General features: G+C 53.8%; 22 protein-coding genes. 16 read left to right on the top strand and 6 right to left on the bottom strand.

From position 1 onward, the window contains the following. Positions 1 to 14: 14 nt before the first annotated feature. The 3 genes from GGR95_RS12585 to GGR95_RS12595 all read right to left on the bottom strand — a co-directional run bounded on the left by GGR95_RS12585 (position 15) and on the right by GGR95_RS12595 (position 3698). The gene (locus GGR95_RS12585) at positions 15 to 980 is read right to left on the bottom strand and encodes an ABC transporter permease (RefSeq protein WP_246423370.1); all 966 of its coding nucleotides are present in this window, start codon (positions 978 to 980) and stop codon (positions 15 to 17) included. 71 nt (positions 981 to 1051) lie between these two features. Further along, positions 1052 to 2629: an ABC transporter substrate-binding protein gene (locus GGR95_RS12590; RefSeq protein ID WP_343042258.1), complete on the bottom strand. Its 1578-nt coding sequence runs from the start codon at positions 2627 to 2629 to the stop codon at positions 1052 to 1054. A 139-nt stretch (positions 2630 to 2768) separates the two neighbouring features. Continuing rightward, positions 2769 to 3698, bottom strand: coding sequence for a LysR family transcriptional regulator (locus GGR95_RS12595; protein WP_184566366.1), 930 nt, complete (start codon positions 3696 to 3698; stop codon positions 2769 to 2771). 102 nt (positions 3699 to 3800) lie between these two features. On the opposite strand from GGR95_RS12595, the gene GGR95_RS12600 reads away from it, so the two are divergent. Both GGR95_RS12600 and GGR95_RS12605 read left to right on the top strand, forming a co-directional pair. Continuing rightward, complete coding sequence (locus GGR95_RS12600; protein ID WP_184566368.1) at positions 3801 to 5438, top strand: amidohydrolase; 1638 nt, start codon at positions 3801 to 3803, stop codon at positions 5436 to 5438. Beyond that, on the top strand, positions 5435 to 6322 hold the full coding sequence (locus tag GGR95_RS12605) for a CobW family GTP-binding protein (RefSeq protein ID WP_184566370.1): 888 nt from the start codon (positions 5435 to 5437) through the stop codon (positions 6320 to 6322). The genes GGR95_RS12600 and GGR95_RS12605 overlap by 4 nt, the downstream gene beginning before the upstream one ends. Positions 6323 to 6369: 47 nt before the next feature. On the opposite strand, the gene GGR95_RS12610 is transcribed toward GGR95_RS12605, so the two are convergent. After that, positions 6370 to 6840, bottom strand: coding sequence for a MaoC family dehydratase (locus GGR95_RS12610; RefSeq protein WP_184566373.1), 471 nt, complete (start codon positions 6838 to 6840; stop codon positions 6370 to 6372). An 11-nt stretch (positions 6841 to 6851) separates the two neighbouring features. Continuing rightward, on the bottom strand, positions 6852 to 7856 hold the full coding sequence (locus GGR95_RS12615; RefSeq protein WP_184566375.1) for an NADP-dependent oxidoreductase: 1005 nt from the start codon (positions 7854 to 7856) through the stop codon (positions 6852 to 6854). Between the two features lie 43 nt (positions 7857 to 7899). On the opposite strand from GGR95_RS12615, the gene GGR95_RS12620 reads away from it, so the two are divergent. Continuing rightward, the gene (locus GGR95_RS12620; protein WP_184566377.1) at positions 7900 to 8553 is read left to right on the top strand and encodes a histidine phosphatase family protein; all 654 of its coding nucleotides are present in this window, start codon (positions 7900 to 7902) and stop codon (positions 8551 to 8553) included. A 44-nt stretch (positions 8554 to 8597) separates the two neighbouring features. On the opposite strand, the gene GGR95_RS12625 is transcribed toward GGR95_RS12620, so the two are convergent. After that, a complete protein-coding gene (locus tag GGR95_RS12625) occupies positions 8598 to 9596 on the bottom strand; it encodes an NADPH:quinone oxidoreductase family protein (protein WP_184566379.1) in 999 nt (332 codons plus the stop codon). A 138-nt stretch (positions 9597 to 9734) separates the two neighbouring features. Here GGR95_RS12625 and GGR95_RS12630 point away from each other — a divergent pair, with 138 nt between their 5' ends. From GGR95_RS12630 to GGR95_RS12690, 13 genes are all read left to right on the top strand, one after another. Further along, on the top strand, positions 9735 to 10904 hold the full coding sequence (locus GGR95_RS12630; protein ID WP_184566381.1) for an acyl-CoA dehydrogenase family protein: 1170 nt from the start codon (positions 9735 to 9737) through the stop codon (positions 10902 to 10904). Beyond that, positions 10901 to 12016 (top strand): acyl-CoA dehydrogenase family protein, encoded by a 1116-nt coding sequence (locus GGR95_RS12635; protein ID WP_184566383.1) that lies wholly within the window; start codon positions 10901 to 10903, stop codon positions 12014 to 12016. The genes GGR95_RS12630 and GGR95_RS12635 overlap by 4 nt, the downstream gene beginning before the upstream one ends. A gap of 2 nt (positions 12017 to 12018) precedes the next feature. Next, positions 12019 to 12840, top strand: a complete 822-nt coding sequence (locus GGR95_RS12640) for an SDR family NAD(P)-dependent oxidoreductase (RefSeq protein WP_184566385.1) — start codon at positions 12019 to 12021, stop codon at positions 12838 to 12840. Beyond that, positions 12840 to 13769: an SDR family NAD(P)-dependent oxidoreductase gene (locus GGR95_RS12645; RefSeq protein ID WP_184566386.1), complete on the top strand. Its 930-nt coding sequence runs from the start codon at positions 12840 to 12842 to the stop codon at positions 13767 to 13769. The genes GGR95_RS12640 and GGR95_RS12645 overlap by 1 nt, the downstream gene beginning before the upstream one ends. A 14-nt stretch (positions 13770 to 13783) precedes the next feature. Then, positions 13784 to 14980, top strand: a complete 1197-nt coding sequence (locus tag GGR95_RS12650; RefSeq protein WP_184566387.1) for an acetyl-CoA C-acyltransferase — start codon at positions 13784 to 13786, stop codon at positions 14978 to 14980. 73 nt (positions 14981 to 15053) lie between these two features. Continuing rightward, positions 15054 to 16046: an NAD(P)H-dependent flavin oxidoreductase gene (locus tag GGR95_RS12655; protein WP_184566388.1), complete on the top strand. Its 993-nt coding sequence runs from the start codon at positions 15054 to 15056 to the stop codon at positions 16044 to 16046. A 1-nt stretch (position 16047) separates the two neighbouring features. Continuing rightward, the gene (locus tag GGR95_RS12660) at positions 16048 to 16698 is read left to right on the top strand and encodes a histidine phosphatase family protein (RefSeq protein ID WP_184566389.1); all 651 of its coding nucleotides are present in this window, start codon (positions 16048 to 16050) and stop codon (positions 16696 to 16698) included. Positions 16699 to 16708: 10 nt separating this feature from the next. Beyond that, entirely contained in the window at positions 16709 to 17737 is a 1029-nt protein-coding gene (locus GGR95_RS12665; RefSeq protein WP_184566390.1) for a phosphotransferase family protein, read from the top strand. Between the two features lie 2 nt (positions 17738 to 17739). After that, positions 17740 to 18534: an IclR family transcriptional regulator gene (locus tag GGR95_RS12670; RefSeq protein WP_184566391.1), complete on the top strand. Its 795-nt coding sequence runs from the start codon at positions 17740 to 17742 to the stop codon at positions 18532 to 18534. A 431-nt stretch (positions 18535 to 18965) separates the two neighbouring features. Further along, positions 18966 to 20210 (top strand): branched-chain amino acid ABC transporter substrate-binding protein, encoded by a 1245-nt coding sequence (locus GGR95_RS12675; protein WP_184566393.1) that lies wholly within the window; start codon positions 18966 to 18968, stop codon positions 20208 to 20210. A gap of 78 nt (positions 20211 to 20288) precedes the next feature. Beyond that, on the top strand, positions 20289 to 21245 hold the full coding sequence (locus GGR95_RS12680) for a branched-chain amino acid ABC transporter permease (RefSeq protein ID WP_184566395.1): 957 nt from the start codon (positions 20289 to 20291) through the stop codon (positions 21243 to 21245). Beyond that, a complete protein-coding gene (locus GGR95_RS12685; RefSeq protein WP_184566397.1) occupies positions 21242 to 22537 on the top strand; it encodes a branched-chain amino acid ABC transporter permease in 1296 nt (431 codons plus the stop codon). Before GGR95_RS12680 ends, GGR95_RS12685 begins: the two co-directional genes overlap by 4 nt. Further along, positions 22534 to 23295, top strand: a complete 762-nt coding sequence (locus GGR95_RS12690; protein WP_184566399.1) for an ABC transporter ATP-binding protein — start codon at positions 22534 to 22536, stop codon at positions 23293 to 23295. The genes GGR95_RS12685 and GGR95_RS12690 overlap by 4 nt, the downstream gene beginning before the upstream one ends. Positions 23296 to 23306 lie beyond the last annotated feature (11 nt).

Raw genomic sequence — 23306 nt, forward strand, 5'->3', positions numbered from 1 at the left:
TCCTTTCCGCGCGTTCACGCGTGGCCCCGCACACGTGGGTCTATCAAACGCATCACCAAATCAGTCACCAAGTTTCCGATGATCACAACCAGTGCAGAGAAAAACAGGATGCCCAGAATGGTAGGCGTGTCACGCGCCAGAATAGATGTCAGGGCTAGCTGCCCCAAACCGGGCCATGAGAAGACCGATTCAACCAAAACAGCACCAGAAATGACTGCGGAAAACTGTAAACCCGCCAGTGTGACAACAGGGGGGAGTGCGTTTTTAAGCGCATGTTTCAAAGTCACTTCACGGTTGCTCAGGCCTTTGGCCTTGGCGGTACGGATGTAGTCCGAGCCAAGCACCTCAAGCATCGCTGCGCGTGACAGTCGCGAATAAAGTGCAAGAAAGATAGAACTGAGGGTGAGCACAGGCAGCACCATGTGATGTGCAATATCCAGAGCTTTGACAAAGAACCCGCCTTGCACGGTAACGTCGCTCATCCCTGCGACCGGGAATAACGGGATTTTGAGTGAAAATCCGATGAGCAGCAAGATGCCTGTCCAGAACACAGGCGCAGCATAGCCGAAGAGTGCAAATATCGTGACGAAGTAATTGGCAATACCGTTGGGGTGACGGGCGGAGAAGACGCCTAGGAGAACACCGACGACAACAGCAAGCACTTGCGCGGTAATCGCCAGCAGCAAAGTCGCGGGGAGCCTCTCGAATATCAGCTCTGTCACAGGTGTGTTGTAGAAGTAGGAATAACCTAGATCAAAGCTCAGCACGCGACCGATATAGGCGAACAGCTGTACAAAAAATGGTTGATCCAGCCCATATTCGACACGGATTTGTGCCATAGTTTCGGCATCTGCACCGCCCATTGAGGCGGCGATTGTATCTGCTACGTCACCGGGTGCGAAATGCATCATGCTAAAGTTCAAGACAAGAACAGCGGTGAGGAGAATGGCTGCGTAGATCAGCCGTTTAAGGAGTGTCATTACGATGTGCATGGGGGCCTAACCTAGCAAAGGGTGTGTCTGTCCCGCGGCTGCGGAACAGACGGGAAAGATTACTCTTTGAGGTAAACGCGGTCATAGGGAGAGCCAGATGCCCAGATACCCAATGGCGGATTTCCGACCTTGCTGTTGTAAACCGTGTGATAGGGGCTGGTGTTGAGGAAGTAGTTAGGGATGTCTTCGGCAACAATCTCTTGGAACTCTGCATAAAGCGCTTTGCGCTTCTCGGGGTCGATTTCCTTACCCGCTTCGTTCAACAGTTCATCCACTCGCGGGTTTGAGTACTGTTGGGTGTTGGACCAGATCACACCTTTTTTGATGTTGTTCGAGTCATATGTACGGTGAACACCGATAACAGGATCACCCCAGTTAAAGACGCTATCCATGGTCATATCAAAGTTATAGTTGGATATTTTTTGTGCCCATGTTGGGAAGTCTACAAAGCTGTTTACGCTGACCTTGATACCAACCTTTGACAGCGATGCTTTGATGAACTCGGCCTGAGGTTTGGCGGCAACGCTGCCGTAATCAATGGTCAGGTCAAAACGAGTGCCATCGGCACCTTTGGCATAACCCGCTTCGTCTAACAAAGCGTTTGCTTTATCGAGGTCGATTTCATAGGCGTTCACACTGTCATCATAGAAGGGGGAGCCAGGGTGAATGCCGGTTTTTGCTTCGGTAGCGAGACCTTGGTACAGCGCCTTGAGGATAAAGTTTTTGTCTATGGCATAAGCAATTGCCTGACGTACGCGTTTGTCGGAAACGGGGCCTTCGCTACCCGTGTTGAAAGCCAACCATTCAAGCGCACCCACAGCGGCATATCCATCAGCTGTTACTGTCAGGTTCGGGTTCTTTTTCATCCGCTGAATGTTGCGCGTGGTCAGCTCAAAAGTGCTCATGTGCACTTCGCCATTTTCCAAGCTGATTGTGCGCGCAGATGCATCTTTGATGATCCGGTACACAACGCGGTCCAGATAAGGGCGGCCTTCCATGAAGAAGTCGTCATAACGCTCCAGAACGATGTTCTGGTCGCGATTGAATTCTACCAGTTTAAAGGGACCAGAGCCGACAACGTTTTCGCTGTTTTGCGGGTGTGTTTTGATGTCTTGGCCGTCGCCGTACACATGTTTGGGGATGATCGGCAGCAGGTGTGAGGACATCGCCAGCAGCAAGGCGGGGTGTGGTTGGCTCAGGTTGATCACAGCGGTGAGGGGATCGGGGGTATCAACGGATGTCACAGGTGCGAACATCGTTTTGAACGGGTGATTTTCCTGAACCGTCTTAATGGAGAAAGCGACATCTTCCGAGGTGATCGGCGCGCCGTCATGGAAAGTAGCACCCTCAACCAGCTTGAGCGTCATTGTAAGCCCGTTATTGGACCATTCCCAGCTTTTGGCGAGATAGGGCTGGGGTGTCCAATTCTCGTCATAGCGCAGCGGTGCCGCAAACAGCTGCGCACCCGGAGCGCCTGTGGCGATGCCGGATTGGACAGCAGGGTTCAGGTGGCGAGGTGTGTCATACAACGTATGGATCAACGTCCCGCCTCGAACAGGTTCTTCGGCTTGTGCGCTAAAGGCCATAATTGTGCTAACGGCTGTTGCTGCCAGCAAGGATTTAAAGTGTTTTGTCACGTGTCGTGCTCCCCATTTTTTGATTATTTCATAAATGCTAGCGTGATCTTCTTACCCACACAAAACAGTTTTTCTGTGTAGATTTAATGCATTCTATGTATTTATACGCAAGGGTCTGCATTAGTGGGCATCGCCGCTGCTATTTTAAGCGAATGGCCATTTTTTCAAACTCCCCATGTTTTCGTAACACCTCGCAATGTGCATGAAACTCGGCAACTGCGCGGGGCTGTCGCACCCGTGCTTGCATCACCAAGCCAAACGGACGAGCCTTAATTTCATCACTCAAAGGCACCGCACAAAACCCGCCACGTGCGTCAACGACAGCCAGCGGTTTTGCGTTCAAAATGGTAAAGCCTAAATTTGCGGCAACCATCGTGCGGATCATCGCAACCGAGGATGAACTGTGCACGACGTCTACGTCTAAACCTGCGGCTTTGAGCAATCCCGAATAATAGGCGTTGGTGCGGACCAGATTGAGTTCGATCATAGGCTTGCTGGATAGGTCTTCCAGACTAACGCTGGCTTGTGCGGCCAATGGGTCATCAGCGCATAAAAGCGCGAAATGGGGTAGCTCGACCAAAGGATGAAAAATTTGCCCGTCTTTGACAGCTTCACTGTAGGTAAAGGCGATATCGGCGCGGCCTTCCTCCAGATATCCGGTGACAGTATCCATATTTCCTTCAACCATCTCAAAGCGGATGCCCGGATGATCGCGCTGAAAACTCGCAATCGCACTTGGTAAAAATGTCACCGCAGCGGCTGCAAAACAGGCCAGCCTTATCACGCCCGTAGATGTTCCGCCGATGGCGCTCAACTCATTTTCGAAGGCCCGAAAGCTGCCTAGAAAATCTGTGATCAAGGTCATGCATTGCTGGCCTGCGGAAGTGATAATCAATCCCTTGGCTGGCACACGGGAGAACAGGTCAAACCCGGTCTCGGCTTCTAATGCATCTATGGCAGCAGTGATTGAGCTTTGGGAGATATTGCTAAGCGCAGCGGCGGCCGAGATCGACCCGGTGCGCCCTGCGGCCTCAACATAACGCAGTTGTTTGATTGTAAGGCTGCTCATCTGAATCCCCTATAGAATGTGGTTACTTGGATGATTAAAACCAGTTTGTGCGGGGAAGTAAATTTATTAGCGTCAAGCCAAGGATATATTCAGGAGCGACAGATGATCACCATATTCAAGGCCCGCAAGATCATTACGATGAACCCAGCGCATGCTCATACGACACATGTCGCTGTGCGCGATGGTCGAATTTTAGGCACAGGCTTGTTGGAGGATCTAGCGGGCTGGGGTGACTATACGCTGGATGAGCAGTTTGCCGATAAAGTGCTGATGCCGGGTTTGATCGAAGCACATAGCCATCTGATGGAAGGGTCCCTTTGGGCCTATACCTATGTCGGGTATTTTGACCGCATGTCCCCCGAAGGCGACATGCAAAAGGGCTGTAAGAATTTGGCGGATGTCTTGGCCAAGCTGAAAGAAGCCGAAGCCAAGATCGAAGACCCAGACGAAGCCATGCCTGCGTGGTCATTGGACCCCATTTATTTTGATAACGTGCGTGTCACGCGCCATGATCTGGATCAGGTGTCTTCGACCCGTCCCATCGGGATCATGCATGCTTCTGGCCATATTATGAATGTGAATAGCAAGGCACTTGAACTTGCGGGCCTGCTGCGCACGGGGGTGAACCATGACGGCGTGCCATTGGGCGCAGATGGCATGCCATTGGGAGAGCTGAAAGGCCCCGATGTGATGACACCCGTCTCTCCGCATGTGGGTTTTGATCGTGATATGCTGGCCTGTGACGAAACCGGCATGCAGCGGTTTGGTAAGCTTTGCGTGCGCGCAGGTGTAACGACGGCCACTGATTTGGCCTCAAAACTGCCTGACGAGGTCGTGAACCTATTCGCCGATGTGACAAGCCGCGCCAATTATCCGACGCGTATTGTGTCGTTGCGCTATCACCACGGGATCAGCCCCGAAGACCTGATCGCCCACGCAGAGGAATTGAAAACCAAAAGTACCGATATGTTGCGATTGGGTAAGATCAAAGTGGTTGTTGATGGCTCTATCCAAGGGTTTTCAGCGCGTCTGCGCGAGCCGGGGTATTTCAACGGTGCACCGAACGGGCTTTGGTATATCTCGCCTGAACATCTGGCCTATATCCTAGAGAATGCGCTGGCCAAAGGCATCCACGTCAACACCCATACCAACGGCGATCAAGCGACGCAACTGGTGATCGAGACGATGACCGCGGCCTTGTTAAAACACCCAAGCCCCGATCACCGCTTTGTCTTGCAACATTGCCAATTGGCAGATGCTGCGCAGTTCCGCAAAATCGCCAAGCTGGGTCTGTGTGTGAACCTCTTTGCCAACCACCATTTCTATTGGGGTGATGAACATTACAAACTGACAGTCGGGCCAGAGCGGGCCGAGCGGATGAATGCCGCAGGCACTGCGCTGCGCGAAGGTGTGCCATTGGCGATACATTCAGATGCGCCGATCACCCCTTTGGGGCCATTATTCACCGGATGGTGTGCGGTGAACCGTTTGACGGCATCGGGCCGTACTTTGGGTGAGGCGGATAAAATCAGCGTGGCAGAGGCGCTTCACGCGATCACTCTGGGCGCGGCTTACACGCTACATATGGATCAGGAAATCGGCTCGATTGAGGCCGGAAAACGCGCAGATTTCGCCGTATTAGAGAATGATCCAGAGGAAATTGGCGGCGATGCCCTGAAAGATGTCGCCGTTTGGGGCACTGTTCAAGGGGGCCGTATCTTCCCGGTGGCCGATCTATGACGCTGTCTGATACGGGCCTGCTTGTCACGGTATTGAGCGGCTATCTGGGGGCTGGCAAAACAACGTTGGTTAACCAGATGCTGCGACAGGCGAATGGCAAACGCTTGGCGATTATGGTCAATGAGTTCGGCGATTTGCCCATTGATGCCGACTTGATCGAAGCCGAAGGAGATGACCTGATCGCGCTTGCGGGGGGGTGTGTCTGTTGCAGTTATGGGGATGATTTGATCGCCGCATTGGGGCAAATGGCAGCCATGCAACCGCCGCCAGATCATATTATCCTAGAGGCCAGCGGAGTTGCCTTACCTGCGGCAATCGCGTCCAGTTTGGGTTTGATGCCGGGGATCAAAACGGCTGGTGTTGTTGTGCTCGCTGATGTTGGCCTGATCGAAGGGCAACTGGCGAATGACTACATCGGGGATACGGTGGCACGGCAGCTTGGCGCGGCGGATTTGGTGGTGCTGACCAAAACTGACATTGCAGGGCCATCGCAAGTGCTGCGAGCGGGCAAAGCTGTGGCGAAGCACTGTGGCGATGCTCTGATACTGGAGGCAGCGCAGGGGCAACTGGCGCTTGATCTGGTTTTGCATCCTCAACGGTTGGCTGTTTATGAGGCGGGATCGCCGCATGGCAGTGGCAAGGGGCTGAATACTCGGGTCGAAACGCCTGAAGGCCCTGTTGATGCCGAAACCTATGCGCGTGCACTGGCCCAACGCCCTGAGGTGATCCGCGCAAAAGGTCATGTGCAGACCCCGCAAGGGGTGCGCACGATACAAGTTGTGGCCGAGCAATGGGAGGTCCGTGATCCCCCTCGCGATGCGCAAGTGGGCGTTGTGATCATCAGCTTGGATGCGACGCCGATCCGGCAGCCGGAAAACGCATAAGGTGTAAAATCCGGCCCCTGATGAAGGGCCGGATACTCATGCCCAGATTAGTCCTGGAAAACAGCCAGTCCCAACCATTCAGCTATCAATGCGGGGGTTTCTTCGCCCTCGATCTCGATCGTCAAAAGGTTCTCGCGCACCATGTTCACGGGGCCTTTGCCGTATACTTTTTGCAAGGTGAAGCGCCCGCGCAAACGGCTACCTGCAAGAACAGGTTTCAAAAACCGCAGTTTGTTCATGCCATAGTTGATGCCCATGGTTTGACCGGGCAGCATGTTGAAGCAATCATAGGCAAAACGGCTGGCCAGTGAGAGCGTCAGAAAACCATGTGCAATCGACCCGCCAAAAGGTGTCTCGGCAGCGGCGCGTTCAGGGTCAATGTGAATCCACTGTTCGTCATGTGTGGTCTTGGCAAATTCGTCGATCATCTTTTGATCAACTGTGATCCAGTTGGATACACCGACTTCGGTGCCAATCAGTTTCTCGCTCGCGGCGAGCGCTGTATCGCGTGCAGACATAGAGTTTCTCCTCAACTAGGATCAGCGGACACGCGCACCATGCGCTTGCCCTTATTGTCGCCGTTGAGCAGGCCGATCAGCGCTTGTGGCGCATTCTCCAACCCGTCAACGATGTCTTCTGTTACTTTCAGTTGGCCACGTTCCATCATACCTTGCATGGCGCGGATGGCTTTGGCGTCGTTATGCGCCCAGTCCATCACGATGAAACCTTCCATGCGCAGACGTTTCACCACAATGGCACCCGGCAAGTTGCGCGGGCCAGTGGGCGCGGTGCTTTGGTATTGGCTGATCGCGCCACAGCAAACAACGCGGCCACGTTCATTCATCAGGTTCAGCGCAGTTTCCAGAATGGTGCCGCCGACGTTGTCAAAGTACACATCCACACCTTCGGGGCAGGCGGCGCGGAGCGCCTTGAACAACCCGTCAGCGCGGTAATCGATACAGGCGTCAAAGCCGAATTGCTCCATCACCCAATCGCATTTTTCTTGGCCCCCCGCGATGCCCACCACGCGGCAACCAAGGCTTTTGGCAATCTGGCCCACATAACCGCCAACGGATCCCGCCGCTGCGGAAACCAGCACTGTTTCGCCCGGTTGCGGTTGTCCGACGGACATCAACCCGTGATACGCCGTTTTGCCCGCAATGCCGAACACGGACATCAAGTTTGACAATGTGGGGACCTTGGGCAGTTTTTCGGCTTTGTGCGCGGGCAGGGTCACATAATCTGACCATGTCGCTTCGGCGGCGACAACATCACCCACGGCAAGGCGGGGTGAATTGCTCTGCATGACTTCGCAAATCGCATATGTGGGCATGGCATCACCCGCATTCACAGCAGCGCGGTAAGTCGCGCCTTGCATCCATGAGCGGTTAGCCGCGTCGATGGACATCAGGATCACCCGCAGCAAAACTTCGCCCTCGGCAGGAACGGGCATGGGGGCTTCGGATTGCGCAAAATTGGCGGGGGTCAGCTCTCCTGTTGGTAATTCTGCGACGATGATCTGGCGGTTTGTCATGTTTTAGTCCTTACTTGGCGAAATGATTTTGAAAGGGTGAGATATGAGCAATGAGGCACGGCAACACAGGTTTGCTCCCGCGAAAGGGGCCTGTGACATTCTGCTGATCCGTCACGGTGAAACGCAGGCGGCGAAACGAGGCGAGATGTTTCCCATGATTGACGGGCAGGGCAACCCCGCCCTGCGCCCTGAAGGTGAAGCGCAGGCCGTTGCCGTTGGTGAGCGTCTGCGCAGTGAACCCATTGACGCGATTTACGTGACAACGATGCAGCGCACGCGCCAGACGGCGGCCCCTCTGGCGGCTGCTTTGGGTATCACGCCCCTTGTTGAGGCTGATCTGCGGGAGGTTTTTCTGGGCGATTGGGACGGCGGTGAATTCAGATTCCGTGCCGCCGAGAATGATCCCGCATTCATCCGTGCGCGTGAAAAAGAATGTTGGGGCGAATTGCCCGGTGCTGAAACTTTTGTTGAGCTGCAAACCCGTGTTGTGCGCGGCTTGCGGCGCATAGCGGCGGCGCATCCTGATCAACTGGTTGCGGTTGTGGTGCATGGCGGTGTGGTCGGCGCGGCACTGGCTGCGGCGACGGGGTCGCGCAACTTTGGCTTTAACGGCGCTGACAACGGATCGATCAGCCGCGTGGTGATCCACGGCGAACAGATGATCCTGCGCGGATTTAACGATGTGTCGCACCTTTAGGGTGCGACACTGTTTTTTCAAATGAACCAAGGTCATTTGCGGGTTTAATCGACGTCCAGAACGACTTTACCCAAGACTTTGCGCTCCATCATCATGTTCAACGCATCGGCGGCTTTCTCAAGCGGGAAGCGCGCCGAGATGCGCGGCTTGATCTTGCCTTCTTTGTACATGCTGAACAGTTCCGCCATGTTTTCGGCGTGCATCTGTGGTTCACGCAGGGTGTGCGCGCCCCAGAAAACACCTACAATCTGCGTGCCTTTCAAAAGCGTCAGGTTCAGCGGGATTTTGGGAATGCCAGCAGGGAAGCCCACGACAAGGAAACGGCCTTTCCAAGCCATGGCACGCACGGCAGGTTCCGCATAGGGACCACCGACCGCGTCATAGACAACGTCTACGCCATCACCGCCTGCAAGCTCTTTGATCTTGTTGGAAAAATCTTTTTGCGCGGCACGGTCGTCCATGTCGCGTGTATAGATGATTGTCTCATCCGCACCCAGATCACGGCAAAATTGTGCTTTCTCTTCCGAGGAAACAGCGGCGATGACACGCGCGCCTGCGGCTTTGCCCAACTCAATTGCAGCGGCACCAACTCCGCCTGCTGCACCCAGAATCAAAAGCGATTCGCCTTCCTTGATTTCAGCGCGGTTTTTCAGCGCGTGATGGGAGGTGCCATAGGTTAAAACCAAACATGACGCTTCGTCAAAAGGCATCTCGTCCGGGATCTTCATGACACGTCCGGCCTCAATACACATGTGAGTCGCAAAGCCGCCAAAGCCTGACATTCCCAGTACACGGTCGCCAATTTTAAACCCTTCAACACCCTCACCGATGGCGTCAATTTCACCCGCAATTTCACCACCCGGCGCAAAGGGGCGCGGTGGTTTCATCTGGTACATATCCTTGATAATCAGGGTGTCAGGGAAGTTCAAACCTGCTGCACGGATGCGGATACGCACCTGCTTCTTTGCGGGCTCTGGCGCTTCCATCTCGGTCAGCTTCAGGGTTTCCGGGCCGCCGGGCTCAAGGCTCAACATTGCTTTCATTGTGGTGTCTCCTCCATCTTCATTCGCCTTTAAAGGGCCAGTGCAACTCTTACTTGTCAATCGAATTTCGAAATGCAATTCTGCTAGGCGGAATGGTGGCCCGCAGTTGGCCAACTGTACACATGGGGAGGAAACGGGATGTCTCAAGGACAAACGGCTGAAGAATTCCGCGCCGAGTTGCGCGATTGGTTAGAGGCAAATTGCCCACAAGAAATGCGCGACGGTGGTATGACCGAAGATGGCATTTGCTGGGGCGGTAAGAATTGGGTTTTCACCTCTGAGGCGCAGAAGCAATGGTTAGAGCGTTGCGCGGCCAAAGGATATACTGTCCCGACATGGCCCAAAGACTGTGGCGGTGCGGCATTGAACCGCGAACAAGAAAAGATTTTCACCGAAGAAATGGGCCGCATCAATGCGCGTTCTCCATTGGAGAGCTTTGGCATTTGGATGCTTGGACCTGCTTTGCTGCATTTCGGCACCCAAGAACAAAAAACACATTACCTGCCGCCCATCGCGCGCGGCGAGGTGCGCTGGTGCCAAGGGTATTCCGAGCCGGGTGCGGGATCGGATTTGGCTAATGTTCAAACCCACGGCGCAGATAAGGGTGATCACTGGTTGGTCAATGGTCAAAAAATCTGGACGTCTTATGCGGATCAGGCGGATCAGATTTTTGCACTGGTGCGCACGGACCGCGAAGCGAAGAAGCATCTGGGCATTTCCTTCTTGTTGATCGACATGGAAGATGCCGGTGTTGAAACGCGCCCGATCAAGATGATTTCCGGCATTTCGCCCTTCTGCGAAACGTTTTTCACCGATGTGAAGGTGCCAAAGGCGAATATCGTTGGTACAGAAAATCGTGGCTGGGACGTTGCCAAATATCTGCTGACGCATGAGCGTGAAATGATTTCTGGCGGCGGTGCTGGCCTGTCGGGTGGCGGGCGTTCTTTGGGGGCGGTTCTGACTGACACGTTGGACACCCTTGACGCGACGTTGCGTGCTGACGCCATGCGCTGTGAGATCGACGCACTGGCAATTGGCCTAACGTTGGAACGGTACAAAGACCAAGCCGAAGCAGGGCAGGGCGCCGGTGATGCCTCGGCTATGTTGAAATACATGGGAACCGAGTTGAACAAACAGCGTCATGAGATCATGATGACTGCGGGAGGGTCTGCCGCGTTGGAATGGGATGGCGACGTGGGCAACCGTGCGGGCGACTGGCTGCGCACAAAGGCGAATTCAATTGAGGGAGGCACGAGCGAGGTAATGCTGAGCATTGTATCGCGCCGTGTATTGGGGCTGCCAGCATGAGCAAACTTGTATTGACCGAAGAAGAAACAATGCTGGCCGATATGGCCCGCGGATTTCTGGATGGCGCGGCGCCTGTGACCGCGTTTCGTAAACTGCGCGATGCGGGTGAAACCCATGACGCGAAGTTGTGGAAAGAAATGGCTGATATGGGCTGGGCCGGTGTACTGGTGCCTGAAGACGCAGGTGGATCGGATATGGGTTTTGCCGCTGCTAACGTTTTGGCAGGTGAAATGGGTAAGACGCTGGTTATGTCGCCGTTCCTGAGCACGGCTGTCATGGCGGCAACTGCATTGCGCCAAGTCAGCGACGCACGCGCCAAAGACGCATTGGCCAAGATCGCCAGTGGGGATGTAACCTACGCTCTGGCGATTGATGAGGGCATCAAACATGATCCCGATGCCACGACAATGGAAGCCAAAGCAGATGGCAATGGTTTCCGCCTGTCTGGTAAAAAGACATTTGTGGTCGATGGTGCCATGGCAGACCGCTTGTTGGTGCTGGCCAAAACGGAAAACGGGCTGACCTTGTTTGACATCCCCGCTGACCGTGCCGGCATTGCACGTGAAAAATCCAACATGATTGATGCGCGTGACGCGGCCAAGATTGATTTTTCTAATGTCGAAGCCACTGGCGATGATGTTTTGGGCCAAGTGGATGACGCGATGAGCGTTCTTAAACCTGCTTTGCAAGCTGGCCAAGCGGCTTTGGCTGCTGAAATGGCAGGCCTAACCGCTGGCGCGTTTGACATGACTGTTGGCTACCTGAAAGAACGCAAGCAATTCGGCACGGAAATCGGCCGCTTCCAAGCGCTACAACACCGCGCGGCGCATTTGTGGTGTGAAACTGAAGTCACCGCATCCGCGATCCTGAACGCAGGCCGCATGATGGATAATGATCCCGAAAATGCCGATCTGGCGGTTTCTTTGGCCAAAGCCAAGGCCACTTCGACAGCGATTTTGGCCGTTCAAGAAGGTGTGCAAATGCATGGTGGTATCGGGATGACCGATGCTTTTGACATGGGCTTTTACATGAAACGGGCGCGGGTTGGCGCCGAATGGTTGGGTGACTTTAGCTATCACGCTGAAAAAGTCGCAGCCCTGAGAGGATTTTAAGAATGGACATTCAAACACTGTTTGGCTTGGACGGTAAAGTTGCGCTGGTCACAGGGGGTGCTACGGGCATTGGCCGTATGGCTGCCGAAGCGCTGTTGCGTGCGGGTGCCACTGTTCTCATCGCATCGCGTAAAGGTGACGCATGTGAAGCTGTTGCAAAAGAATTGAACGCGCTGGGTGGCAGTGGCAAAGCGATTGGTTTTGCGGGCGATGTGGGCACCGAAGCAGGTGTTGACGCGCTGGTTGCTGCCGTTCAGGCGCATACAGATAAGCTCGACATTCTGATGAACAACGCTGGCATCACATGGGGCGCGCCACTGGGTGAGTTCCCGTTCAAAGCATGGGGCAAGGTCATGGACGTCAATGTGGCAGGTGTATTCGACCTGACGCAAAAGCTGCTGCCGATGCTCAAAGCCAGTGGTACAGTTGATGATCCTGCACGTGTGGTGAACGTTGGTTCCGTGATGGGCGAACGTGAGATGGGCGACGGTGCTTACAGCTATTCCGCGTCCAAAGCCGCCGTGATGCACCTGAGCAAAATTTTGGCCAAGGAATTGGCGGGTGAAGCGATCACTGTGAATTCACTGGCACCGGGGCCTTTTGTGTCGCGCATGACAGCGTTTGCTACTCACGACGAGGGCATGCGGTCTCGCGTTGGCGACGATGTGCCGTTGAAACGTGTTGGCCGTGATGAAGACATCGGCGGTTGCATGTTGTTTCTCTGCGGTCGTGGCGGTGCCTATGTTACGGGCGCTGTGATCCCCGTATCGGGTGGCATTAACGTAATGTCTGGCCCGAACATCTTTGAAGAGGCGATGCACTAATGGCTGATATCCGTTTTGATAACCGCGTTGCGATTGTAACAGGTGCGGGAGTCGGTCTTGGCCGCTCTCACGCGCTGGGGCTGGCTGCGCGGGGCGCCAAGGTTGTCGTGAATGATCTGGGCGTGTCGCGGGACGGTACGGGCACTTCTTCCGAGGCGGCACTATCTGTTGTGGAAGAAATCAAAGCCATGGGCGGCGAGGCGATGGCACATGGGGCTGATGTCTCGGATGAAGTTGCTGTCAAAGATATGGTCGCACAAGCGATGGCCCTTTGGGGGCGCATTGATATCTGCGTCAACAACGCGGGTATCTTGCTGGACAAGACCTTTTCCAAAATGGAAATGTCTGCCTTTCGCAAGGTGGTAGATGTTCATCTGATCGGCTCGGCCAATGTGGCCCATGCCTGCTGGCCCATCATGCGCGAGCAGAAATATGGCCGTGTGGTACTGACGTCTTCGGCCTCTGGCCTGTATGGTAACTTTGGTCAATCCAACTATGGCGCTGCCAAGGCTGCAATGATGGGTCTGATGAATGTCCTTCACATGGAAGGCGCACGCGACAATATCCGCGTGAACACATTGGCCCCGACAGCCGCCACGCGGATGACCGAGGATTTGCTGCCGCCCGAAGCGCAGGAAATGCTGGCGCCTGAAACTATCACCCCGGGATTGCTTTATCTGGTAAGCGAAGACGCCCCCAGCCAAGTAATCCTTGGCGCAGGTGCTGGCAGCTATGCGGAAACGCGGGTCTATGAGACCCAAGGCATTACCTTGATGGGCGACGATAACACGCCCGAAACGGTTGCGGCCAAGTTTGACCAGATCCGCGATCCTGAAAACCAACAACAACTGGGCGATGCTTTCGGCCAGACCAAGAAGTACGCCCTCAATGCAGCCAAGGCCCAAGGCCTGAAGCTCGACTGGACTTAATAAGGAGACTACCTATGCGTGACGCAGTAATCGTATCAACGGCCCGTACCCCGATCGGCAAAGCCTATCGCGGTGCATTCAACAACACGACACCTCAGGCGCTGGCAGCCCATGCCATCGAAAACGCGGTAAAACGCGCAGGTGTTGACCCCGCCCAAATCCAAGACTGCATCATGGGTTCCGCCCTGCAGCAGGGCCACTCCGGTGGCAACATCGCACGTCAGGCCGCAATTCGCGCGGGCCTTCCTGTGACTGTCGCTGGCATGTCGCTGGACCGTCAGTGCGCCTCTGGCATGATGGCGATTGCCACCGCAGCCAAGCAGGTCATCACAGACGGTATGGATGTGGTTATCGGTGGTGGTGTCGAGAGCATTTCCATGGTGCAAACACCAGAAATGCGCGTAAAGGCCGATGCTTGGTTGAAAGAGCACAAGCCCGACATCTATATGTCCATGCTGGAAACAGCCGAGACAGTAGCCGCACGTTACAACGTATCGCGTGAGCGTCAGGACGAATATGCCGCACGCAGCCAGCACAACACACATGTTGCGCAAGAAGCAGGCAAATTCGACGATGAGATCGTCGCAATGACCACCAAAATGATGGTGCAGAACAAAGAGACCAAAGAGATCACCGAACATGAGGTGACCTTGAGCAAGGATGAGGGCAACCGCCCTGGTACATCCGCCGAAATGCTGTCCGGCCTGAACCCTGTTTTCAAAGATGGTCTGACCATCAAAGAAGGCAAGTTCATCACTGCGGGTAACGCCTCGCAACTGTCCGATGGTGCCTCTGCAACAGTGATTATGGAAGCCAAAAAAGCCGAACAGATGGGCCTTGCGCCACTGGGTCGCTACATGGGCGTTATGGCAGCGGGTTGTGAGCCAGATGAGATGGGTATCGGCCCAATCTATGCCGTGCCGCCACTGCTCAAAGCCCACGGTCTGACAATGGACGACATCGGCCTGTGGGAACTGAACGAAGCCTTCGCCGTACAGGTTATCCAATCACGTGACGTGCTGGGCATCCCTGACGAATTGCTGAACGTAAACGGCGGCGCGATCTCCATCGGTCACCCCTATGGTATGTCTGGCGCGCGTATGGTTGGCCACGCCCTGATCGAAGGCAAACGCCGTGGTGCGAAATATGTTGTCTGCACCATGTGTGTTGGCGGCGGCATGGGCGCTGCGGGCTTGTTCGAAGTTCTGTAAGCCTTTGTAATTTGCAAACAAGCGGGGCGGCTTTGGTCGCCCCCTCACTGTCAATATGAATACAGGAGGCATTATGCCCCGCGACGACTCCCACTTGCCACAGGCCTTGCGCGGTTTGCGCATCCCGCTGATTGCCTCACCTTTGTTCATCATTTCTGTCCCTGCATTGGTGATCGCCCAATGTAAGGCTGGTATCATCGGTTCTTTCCCTGCGTTGAACGCCCGCGAAGCCGAAGGAGAGCATCCATTGCTCGACACTTGGCTCACGCAGATCAAAGAAGAGCTGGATCGCCATAACCAAGCTAATCCCGACAATCCTGCAGCACCCTATGCGGTGAACCAGATTGTGCACCGTTCAAACACACGGTTGGACCGTGATTTGGAGATTTGTGTGAAACACGAGGTCCCGGTTTGGATCACATCGCTGGGTGCCCGTGTAGAAGTAAACGAGGCCGCCCATAGCTGTGGCGGTGTTGTTTTGCATGACGTTATTAACAACAAATTTGCCAAGAAAGCCGTTGAAAAAGGCGCTGATGGGCTTGTCGCTGTCGCCGCTGGTGCGGGTGGGCATGCGGGCCAGCAATCGCCTTTTGCCTTGGTACGTGAAATCCGCGAATGGTATGATGGCCCTGTCGCTTTGTCGGGTTCGATCGCCACAGGTGAAAGCCTGCTGGGTGCCCGCGCAATGGGCGCTGATTTTGGCTATGCTGGATCGCCGTTTATTGCCACAGATGAGGCGAATGCCGATCAAGCCTATAAGGACATGATCGTAGACAGCAGCGCCGAAGACATTGTCTATTCGTCTTTGTTCACAGGCGTTTGGGGAAACTACCTGAAAGGGTCGGTCAAAAATGCGGGTATGGACCCCGACAATCTGCCCACGGCTGACGCGTCTTCAATGAACTTTGGCAGCGATCGTGAAAAGCCCAAAGCATGGAAAACCATCTGGGGATCTGGCCAAGGCATTGGCGCGATCAAAGCTGTTGGGCCAGCAGGTGCAATTGTTGACCGTATGGCGGATGAATATTTTGCAGCAGGTAAAAAACTGGCTGCGGAGTTCAACTGAATTGGCCGAGCTTTTAATCATACGACATGGTCAAGCGTCCTTTGGGGCGGAAAACTATGATGTCTTGTCAGACCTAGGCCGTGCGCAGGCGCGCGCGGCCGGGGAATGGTTGCGCAATATGGGATGGGTGCCAGACCGTGTGATCACAGGCGCGCTCAACCGCCAAATTGATACTGCAAGCGAGATGGGATTTGACCCTGAACGCGAAGAACACGCAGGCTGGGATGAATATGATTTCGGTAGCCTTTTGCTGTCGCGCTTTGAAGGGAAAATGCCTGATTTGCACTCAGGTGATCGCAAGCTTCATTTCAGAACCCTGCGCGAAACCGTGTTTCAGTGGCAGCGGGACGAGATCGAAAACCCCTATGAAACATGGGCGGCATTTGTGGCCCGTGTAGAGGCGGCGCGCGCCGCAGCCGTGGATACCAAAGCCAAACGGGTGCTGGTCGTTAGCTCTGGTGGTGTGATCGGGCAGGTTGCCGCCGCATCTTTGCAAGCGCCTGCTGAACACATGATGAACCTCAATTTACAAATCAAAAATGCGGCTATGACGCGGTTTATGTTTTCGGGTAGCATGTTCTCTTTGAACGAGTTCAATGCAACGCCGCAATATGCCACGCCAGACGGCTTCAAGTTGATGAGCTACAGTTAGGAATAAACCGATGACCGATACACAAACACTCGATGAAGCGGCGGTATCCGCCTATCTGTCCGAAAATTTGGCTGGCTTTGAGGGACCGATGGAAGTCACCAAGTTCCAAGGTGGCCAATCGAACCCGACATTTATGCTCAAGACGCCTGCCCATTCCTATGTGCTGCGTCGCAAGCCGCCGGGTGTTTTGTTGAAGTCCGCCCATGCTGTTGACCGCGAATTTCGCGTGCAAAAGGCGCTGCAAGGAACGGATGTTCCCGTTTCCAAAATGCATCTGCTGTGTGAAGACGACAGTGTCATCGGTTCGATGTTTTACATCATGGATCATGTGAAGGGCCGCAATTTCAATGAACCTGCGATGCCTGATCTGAGCAATGAGGATCGCGGTAAAATCACGTCCGAGATGAACCGCGTGTTGGCCGCGCTGCACTCCGTGGATGTCGATGCCGTCGGGTTGAGCGATTATGGCCCAGAGGGTAATTATTTTGAGCGTCAGGTTGGTCGTTGGTCCAAGCAGTACCGTGCCTCCGAGACACAGAACATTTCGGCGATGGATCAATTGATGGATGCGCTGGTGGCTGAACGGCCCGAAGATGACGGGCAGCGTACCTTGGTGCATGGGGATTACCGGATCGATAACATGATCTTTGATGCGACCTCTACTGATTGTCGTGCCATCCTCGATTGGGAGCTCTCAACCATTGGTCATCCATTTGCTGATTTGGCTGCGGTGATCATGCAGTGGCAATTGCCATCGGGCAGTGAAGGCCGCGGGATGGGCGGCTTGGACCGTGCAGCATTGGGTCTGCCAAGCGACGAAGAATTCATCGCCGCATATTGTGAACGCCGTGGCCTGAACGGCATCGACAATTTCGGCTATTACCTTGGCTTTACGTTCTTCCGCATGGCCGCGATCATTCAAGGTGTGCTAAAGCGCGCGCTGGATGGGAACGCATCTAATCCCGAACGTGCAATGAAAGTGGGTGCCTTCGTGCCTGTTTTTGCACAACACGGCCTTGATGCGCTAAAGCGGGGATGAGTATGGAGCCGGTTGACGTAACGCAGGAAGAAAGCAAAGACCGTAACTTTGTTACTGCGCTTGCGCGCGGTCTGGAAATATTGCGATGTTTTCGCAGTGGTGACCTGACACTGACGAATAGTGACTTTTCAGAACGTACCGGCTTGCCAAAAGCCACCATTTCGCGGCTCACTTATACGTTGTGCGAATTGGATTATCTGGTGGCCGATAGCCGCGTGGGGACGTACCGTCTCAGCGCAGGTGTGCTGCGCCTCGGATTTAGCCGCCTTGCAGCAATGGATATCAGGGATCGTGCGAAAAACGAGATGCATGCGTTGCGTGTCGAAGGCCCCAACCCTTTTGTGACGGTCGCTTTGGGTGAGCAGCATAGAACAGATGTTATCTATCTTGCGACGGACGCCTCAACCGAACAAGTGACTCTGGCTGTGCGTGTCGGGACAAGGCTGCCGTTATTTGGCTCTGCGATTGGCAAAGCAATCATTGCGGTCACACCCGAAGAACGTGTCGAACAGATTTTCGGCTTTGCCCGCCTTGAAGGAGACGAGGTCGAACAGGCTGCACGGGCGACCTATAAGCTGGCCTTGGAGGAGTACCGTGCAAACGGGTATTGCACGGGATATGGGAACTGGCGATCTGACGTATGCGGCATCGCAACGCCTGTTCATTCCCTCAGTGATGGCCGAATTTACGGGCTGAATGTGGGTGGCCCATCTTACCGCGTGAAGCCAAAACAGCTCGAGTCTGTCTATGCCGAAAGGCTGCTTAAAATGGCAGAAGGATTAAGCCTTCAAAAGTAAATCTACTAGGTTTCAGAATCAAAACTCGGGCGCTTGCTCATTGCGGCCCCGAGTTTCGCACTGCGGAATTTTAGCCATTTTGGCGCAGTGTGAAGCTTTGGTAAAAATACGTATTTTTAATAGATTATGTTGATTGCCTTTCAACGTGACTCACGCAAATCCTCCAACCCTTTTGACATCAGTAGGCTCTGAATTTCCGAAACATGTTTCGGCGTATTAGTATGATATATCAAAAGGTTGTATGTATATTACGCAATTAAGAACCGCTAGTTATTGAAGGTTTTCGAGACGCTACCTGATGTTTCTTTCAGAAAACAGGCATCAAAATTGACGTGAGTGCTTGACTTAAACTGGTAGTATGCAACTCTGTTGATATGGCCCAATAAAAATGATCGCCAAATAGCGGCGGGCCGTCCTAGGGAGGAATACAAATGAAGAAATTTACCAAGCTCGGTGCGGTCTCCGCATTGTCATTGATTATCGGTGCAAGCAGTGCTTTTGCCGAGACAATCAAAGTTGCCTTTATTGATCCACTGTCCGGTCCATTCGCCAGCACCGGCGCAAACGGTCTAAAGCAGTTTGAATTTGCGGCTGACTATATGGTCAACGACAAAGGCGGATTGCTGGATGGTGCTGAAATCGAAATTATTGCGTTCGACAACAAGACCAGCCCGAAAGAATCTCTGATCCAGCTTCAGGTCGCGATTGACCAGGGCGCCCGTTATGTCACACAGGGTAATGGCTCTGCTGTAGCGCTGGCGCTGACCGAAGCGATTGACAAGCACAACCGCCGCAACCCCGACAGCCGCGTTTTGTTCTTGAACTACGCCGCGGTGGATCCTGCGCTGACAAACGAGCAGTGCAACTTCTGGCATTTCCGCTTTGATGCCAACTCGGACATGAAGATGGATGCGCTGACAGACGTCATTGCTGCAAACGAAGACGTCAAAAAAGTATATATCATCGGGCAGGATTACTCATTCGGCAAAGCTGTTTCGGATGCCGCAAATTCAATGCTGAAAGCAAAGCGGCCTGATATTGAAGTTGTTGGCGACGAACTGCACCCAATTGGCAAAGTAAAAGACTTTACGCCTTATTCGCGTAAAATTATCGCTTCTGGCGCGGATGCTGTGATCTCAGGTAACTGGGGCGCAGATATGTTGGGTCTTGGTAAGTCTGTCATCGAGAACGGCTTCACGGGTCCGATTTATACCTACTATGCTGCAGGCTCTGGTATGACCGCTGCATTCGGGGAAACGGGTAAAGGTATCATTCGCCTTGTCAGTGAAGGGGTGGTTAATCCGTCACCAAGCCCTGAAGCCACAGCCTATTATGATGCTTTTTTGGCGAAATACCCTGATGCCAACATCGACCAGACCCGTATTTCTAACACAATCGGTATGCTTGCAGCAGCAATTACCGAAGCGGGTACAGCAGATGATGTTGTTGCTGTAGCAGGCGCTCTTGAAAACATGGAGTACGATAGCATCTGGGGTAGCAAACTTGTTATGCGCCCGGATGACCACCAGCTGATCCAGAATATCAACGTATCTGCGCATACAAATGAGGGTGTTAAATATACATTTGATAGCTCTGATTACGGTGTCGTAAAAGAATCTACGGTTGAGATGGCATCTGCGGATATCGCTACAAGCTGTAAGATGAAGCGCCCTTAAGCGCGACGTCACTGGCCTATTCGCAACCTATGCGGATGGGCCACTTTACCTGTAACATTTTTCTACCGGAGGGGCCTAATGGACCTCATTCTCGTCAATTTAATCGACGGGCTGGTTACTGGACTGCTATTGTTTATGCTGTCCGCCGGTCTAACACTCATTTTCTCGATGATGGGAGTCCTTAACTTTGCCCACGCCAGCTTTTACATGTTGGGTGCATACTTTGCCTATCAGATCAGTATCGCACTTGGCTTTTGGATGGGCCTACTGATTGCACCACTCATTGTGGGCGTGCTGGGGGCAGGGGTCGAACGATACGGTTTGCGCCGCGTACACCAATACGGCCACGTGCCCGAATTGATCTTTACCTTCGGTCTTGCCCTGTTGATCGAAGAAATGGTTCAGTTCGTCTGGGGTAAGAACCAGATGCCATATTCAGTTCCGGAAATCCTCAATTTCTCTGCTTTTGCAATCTCTGGGAATTCCATTCCAGCTTATAAAATTTTCATGATCTTCATCTCAATCAGTATCTTTATCGGCCTGCTTTATGTGCTGACCAAGACACGTGTCGGTATGATCATTCAGGCGGCGCTAAGCTATCCGCGCACAGTTGAGGCCTTGGGCCATAACGTCCCATTGATCTTTATGGGTGTGTTTGGTGTTGGCACGGCGTTGGCTGGTGTTGCAGGTGTGATTGCGGGTCCGGTGTTGGGCACCTTCCCGGGGATGGCTTTTGTGCTGGGGTCGATTGTGTTTGTGACCATCGTTATCGGTGGGCTTGGCTCACTCTGGGGCGCGCTGTTTGCCTCGCTGTTGATTGGTTGGATCACGACATTCGCCAAAGCCTACAACGTAAAGATGGAAAGCATCCTAAACGCGATTGGTTTTACTACGCCGGAAAACATGGATGAAAGCATGCTGCGGGATCTATGGAGCCTGACCAGCCCCCAAATCGCCGACATTCTCCCCTATATCCTGATGGTGTTGATCCTGATCTTCCGCCCCGCAGGTCTGTTCGGAAAGCGCACGCAATGAACGATCAAATCACAACAGACCCGTCAAAACCTGCGCAGCGTATGCGGGCAGGTTCATTGACACTGACGCTGGCCCCGTGGATTATTTCCGCAGTGTTTCTAGCAATCTTACCGCAGATATTTACCAATAACTCGACGCTGACGATCATGAACCAAATGTCGATCACAATCGTCTTTGCGCTGGCCTATAATATGCTGTTGGGGCAGGGGGGCATGCTGTCCTTTGGTCATGCTGTTTATGCAGGTGTAGGCGGCTTTGCCGCGATGCATATCATGAACATGTCAGATTTCTTCGCTAGCATCCCACTAGTTGTTTTGCCCGTATTTGCAGGGCTATTCGGCATGGGCCTTGCGATGATTGTCGGCTCTTTTTCAACGCGTGGGGCAGGAACTGTCTTTGCAATGATCTCTTTAGGGGTTGGCGAATTGATCGCTGCCTGTTCCGTGATTATTGTGGCGTTTTTTGGGGGCGAAGGCGGGGTGTCGGGTGACCGCACATATGCGCAGCCTTTCTTTGGCGTCGAATTCTTGCAGCAAATCGAAGTCTATTACCTGACAGCCGCTTGGGTGATCATCTCGGCCGCACTGATGTATCTCTGGAGCCGCACACCCGTTGGCCGTATGGCGAACGCTGTGCGCGACAACCCCGAGCGTGCCGAGTTCCTTGGTTATTCCGCACGTTGGGTTCGCTTCTATAGCTTTGTCGCGTCTGGGTTTTTCGCAGGTGTTTCAGGGGGGTTGTTTGCGATCAACTATGAGATCCTGACAGAAGAGAACCTGAACACAGCCTCATCCGGTGTGATCTTGCTGGTGACGTTCCTTGGTGGTGTCGGTTACTTCTTTGGTCCGATCATTGGCGCCATTGTATTCACCCTTTTGCAAACCGTGCTCAGCCTTTCTACCGAACTCTGGGCAATTTACGCAGGGTCGCTGTTCCTTGCCACAGTGATGTTCTTTCCGGGTGGTTTTGCGGGATTGATTATGATGCATGTAGCGCCGTTCAAACTGGGCAAGCTACGATTACTGATAATGCCTTACATAAAAACCCTGATACCTGCCGCGATCGGTATATTGGGGCTGGCCGCATTGGTAGAGATGACATTCCATGTCCGCCATGCCGCTGCGGGCGACAATGAAATGACACTCTTCTGGACCACCTTTGACAGTCACAGCTTGATTGCATGGGCCATCGCGGGCGCGGTCACTTTGATCGGGCTTGGGATTGCACGCGTAACCGCGCCGTCGCTGAAAGAAGCATGGGATGAAGCCAACACAGCAGGAGGCGCATCATGAGCACGCCCGCCCTTGAACTCAGTGGCCTGAAGAAAAGCTTCGGTAAGGCCGAAATCATCCGCGGCATTGATCTGTCTATCGGCAAAGCCGAGCGGCACGCGATCATCGGCCCAAACGGTGCTGGTAAATCAACGTTGTTCAACCTGATTACCGCACGTTTTGCACCTACCGCAGGCACGGTCAAACTCCATGGCGAAAACCTTGCGGGATTGGAACCCTACCAGATTAACCGCAAAGGCTTGAGCCGTTCGTTCCAGATCACCAACATTTTTCCAAAGATGTCGGTGTTCGAAAACGTCCGTTGTGCATTGCTTTGGTCACAAGGCTATAAATACAGTTTTTGGAACTTGGTAAGCCGCAGCCGTCTATTGACGGAAGGCGCTGATGCGATCCTTGAGCAGATCAACCTGCTAGAGCGTCGCGACCTACCCGCCGGAACGCTGAGCTATGCCGAGCAACGCGCGCTGGAAATCGGGATCACTATTGCGGGCGGGGCTGACGTTATCATGCTCGACGAGCCAACAGCGGGGATGTCCAACACTGAAACAGACTATATCACCGATCTGATCCTGAAAGTCACAGCAGGCAAAACGTTGATCATGGTCGAGCATGACATGGGCGTTGTCTTTGGTCTCGCCGACCGGATCAGTGTGCTGGTCTACGGCGAGATCATCGCCACAGGCGCGCCTGCCGATGTGCGCGCCGATCCGAAAGTTCAAGAAGCCTATCTGGGCGCTGCATTGGAGGCAGAACATTGATCGAAGTCACC

Source organism: Sulfitobacter undariae (assembly GCF_014196805.1).
Lineage (GTDB): Bacteria > Pseudomonadota > Alphaproteobacteria > Rhodobacterales > Rhodobacteraceae > Sulfitobacter > Sulfitobacter undariae.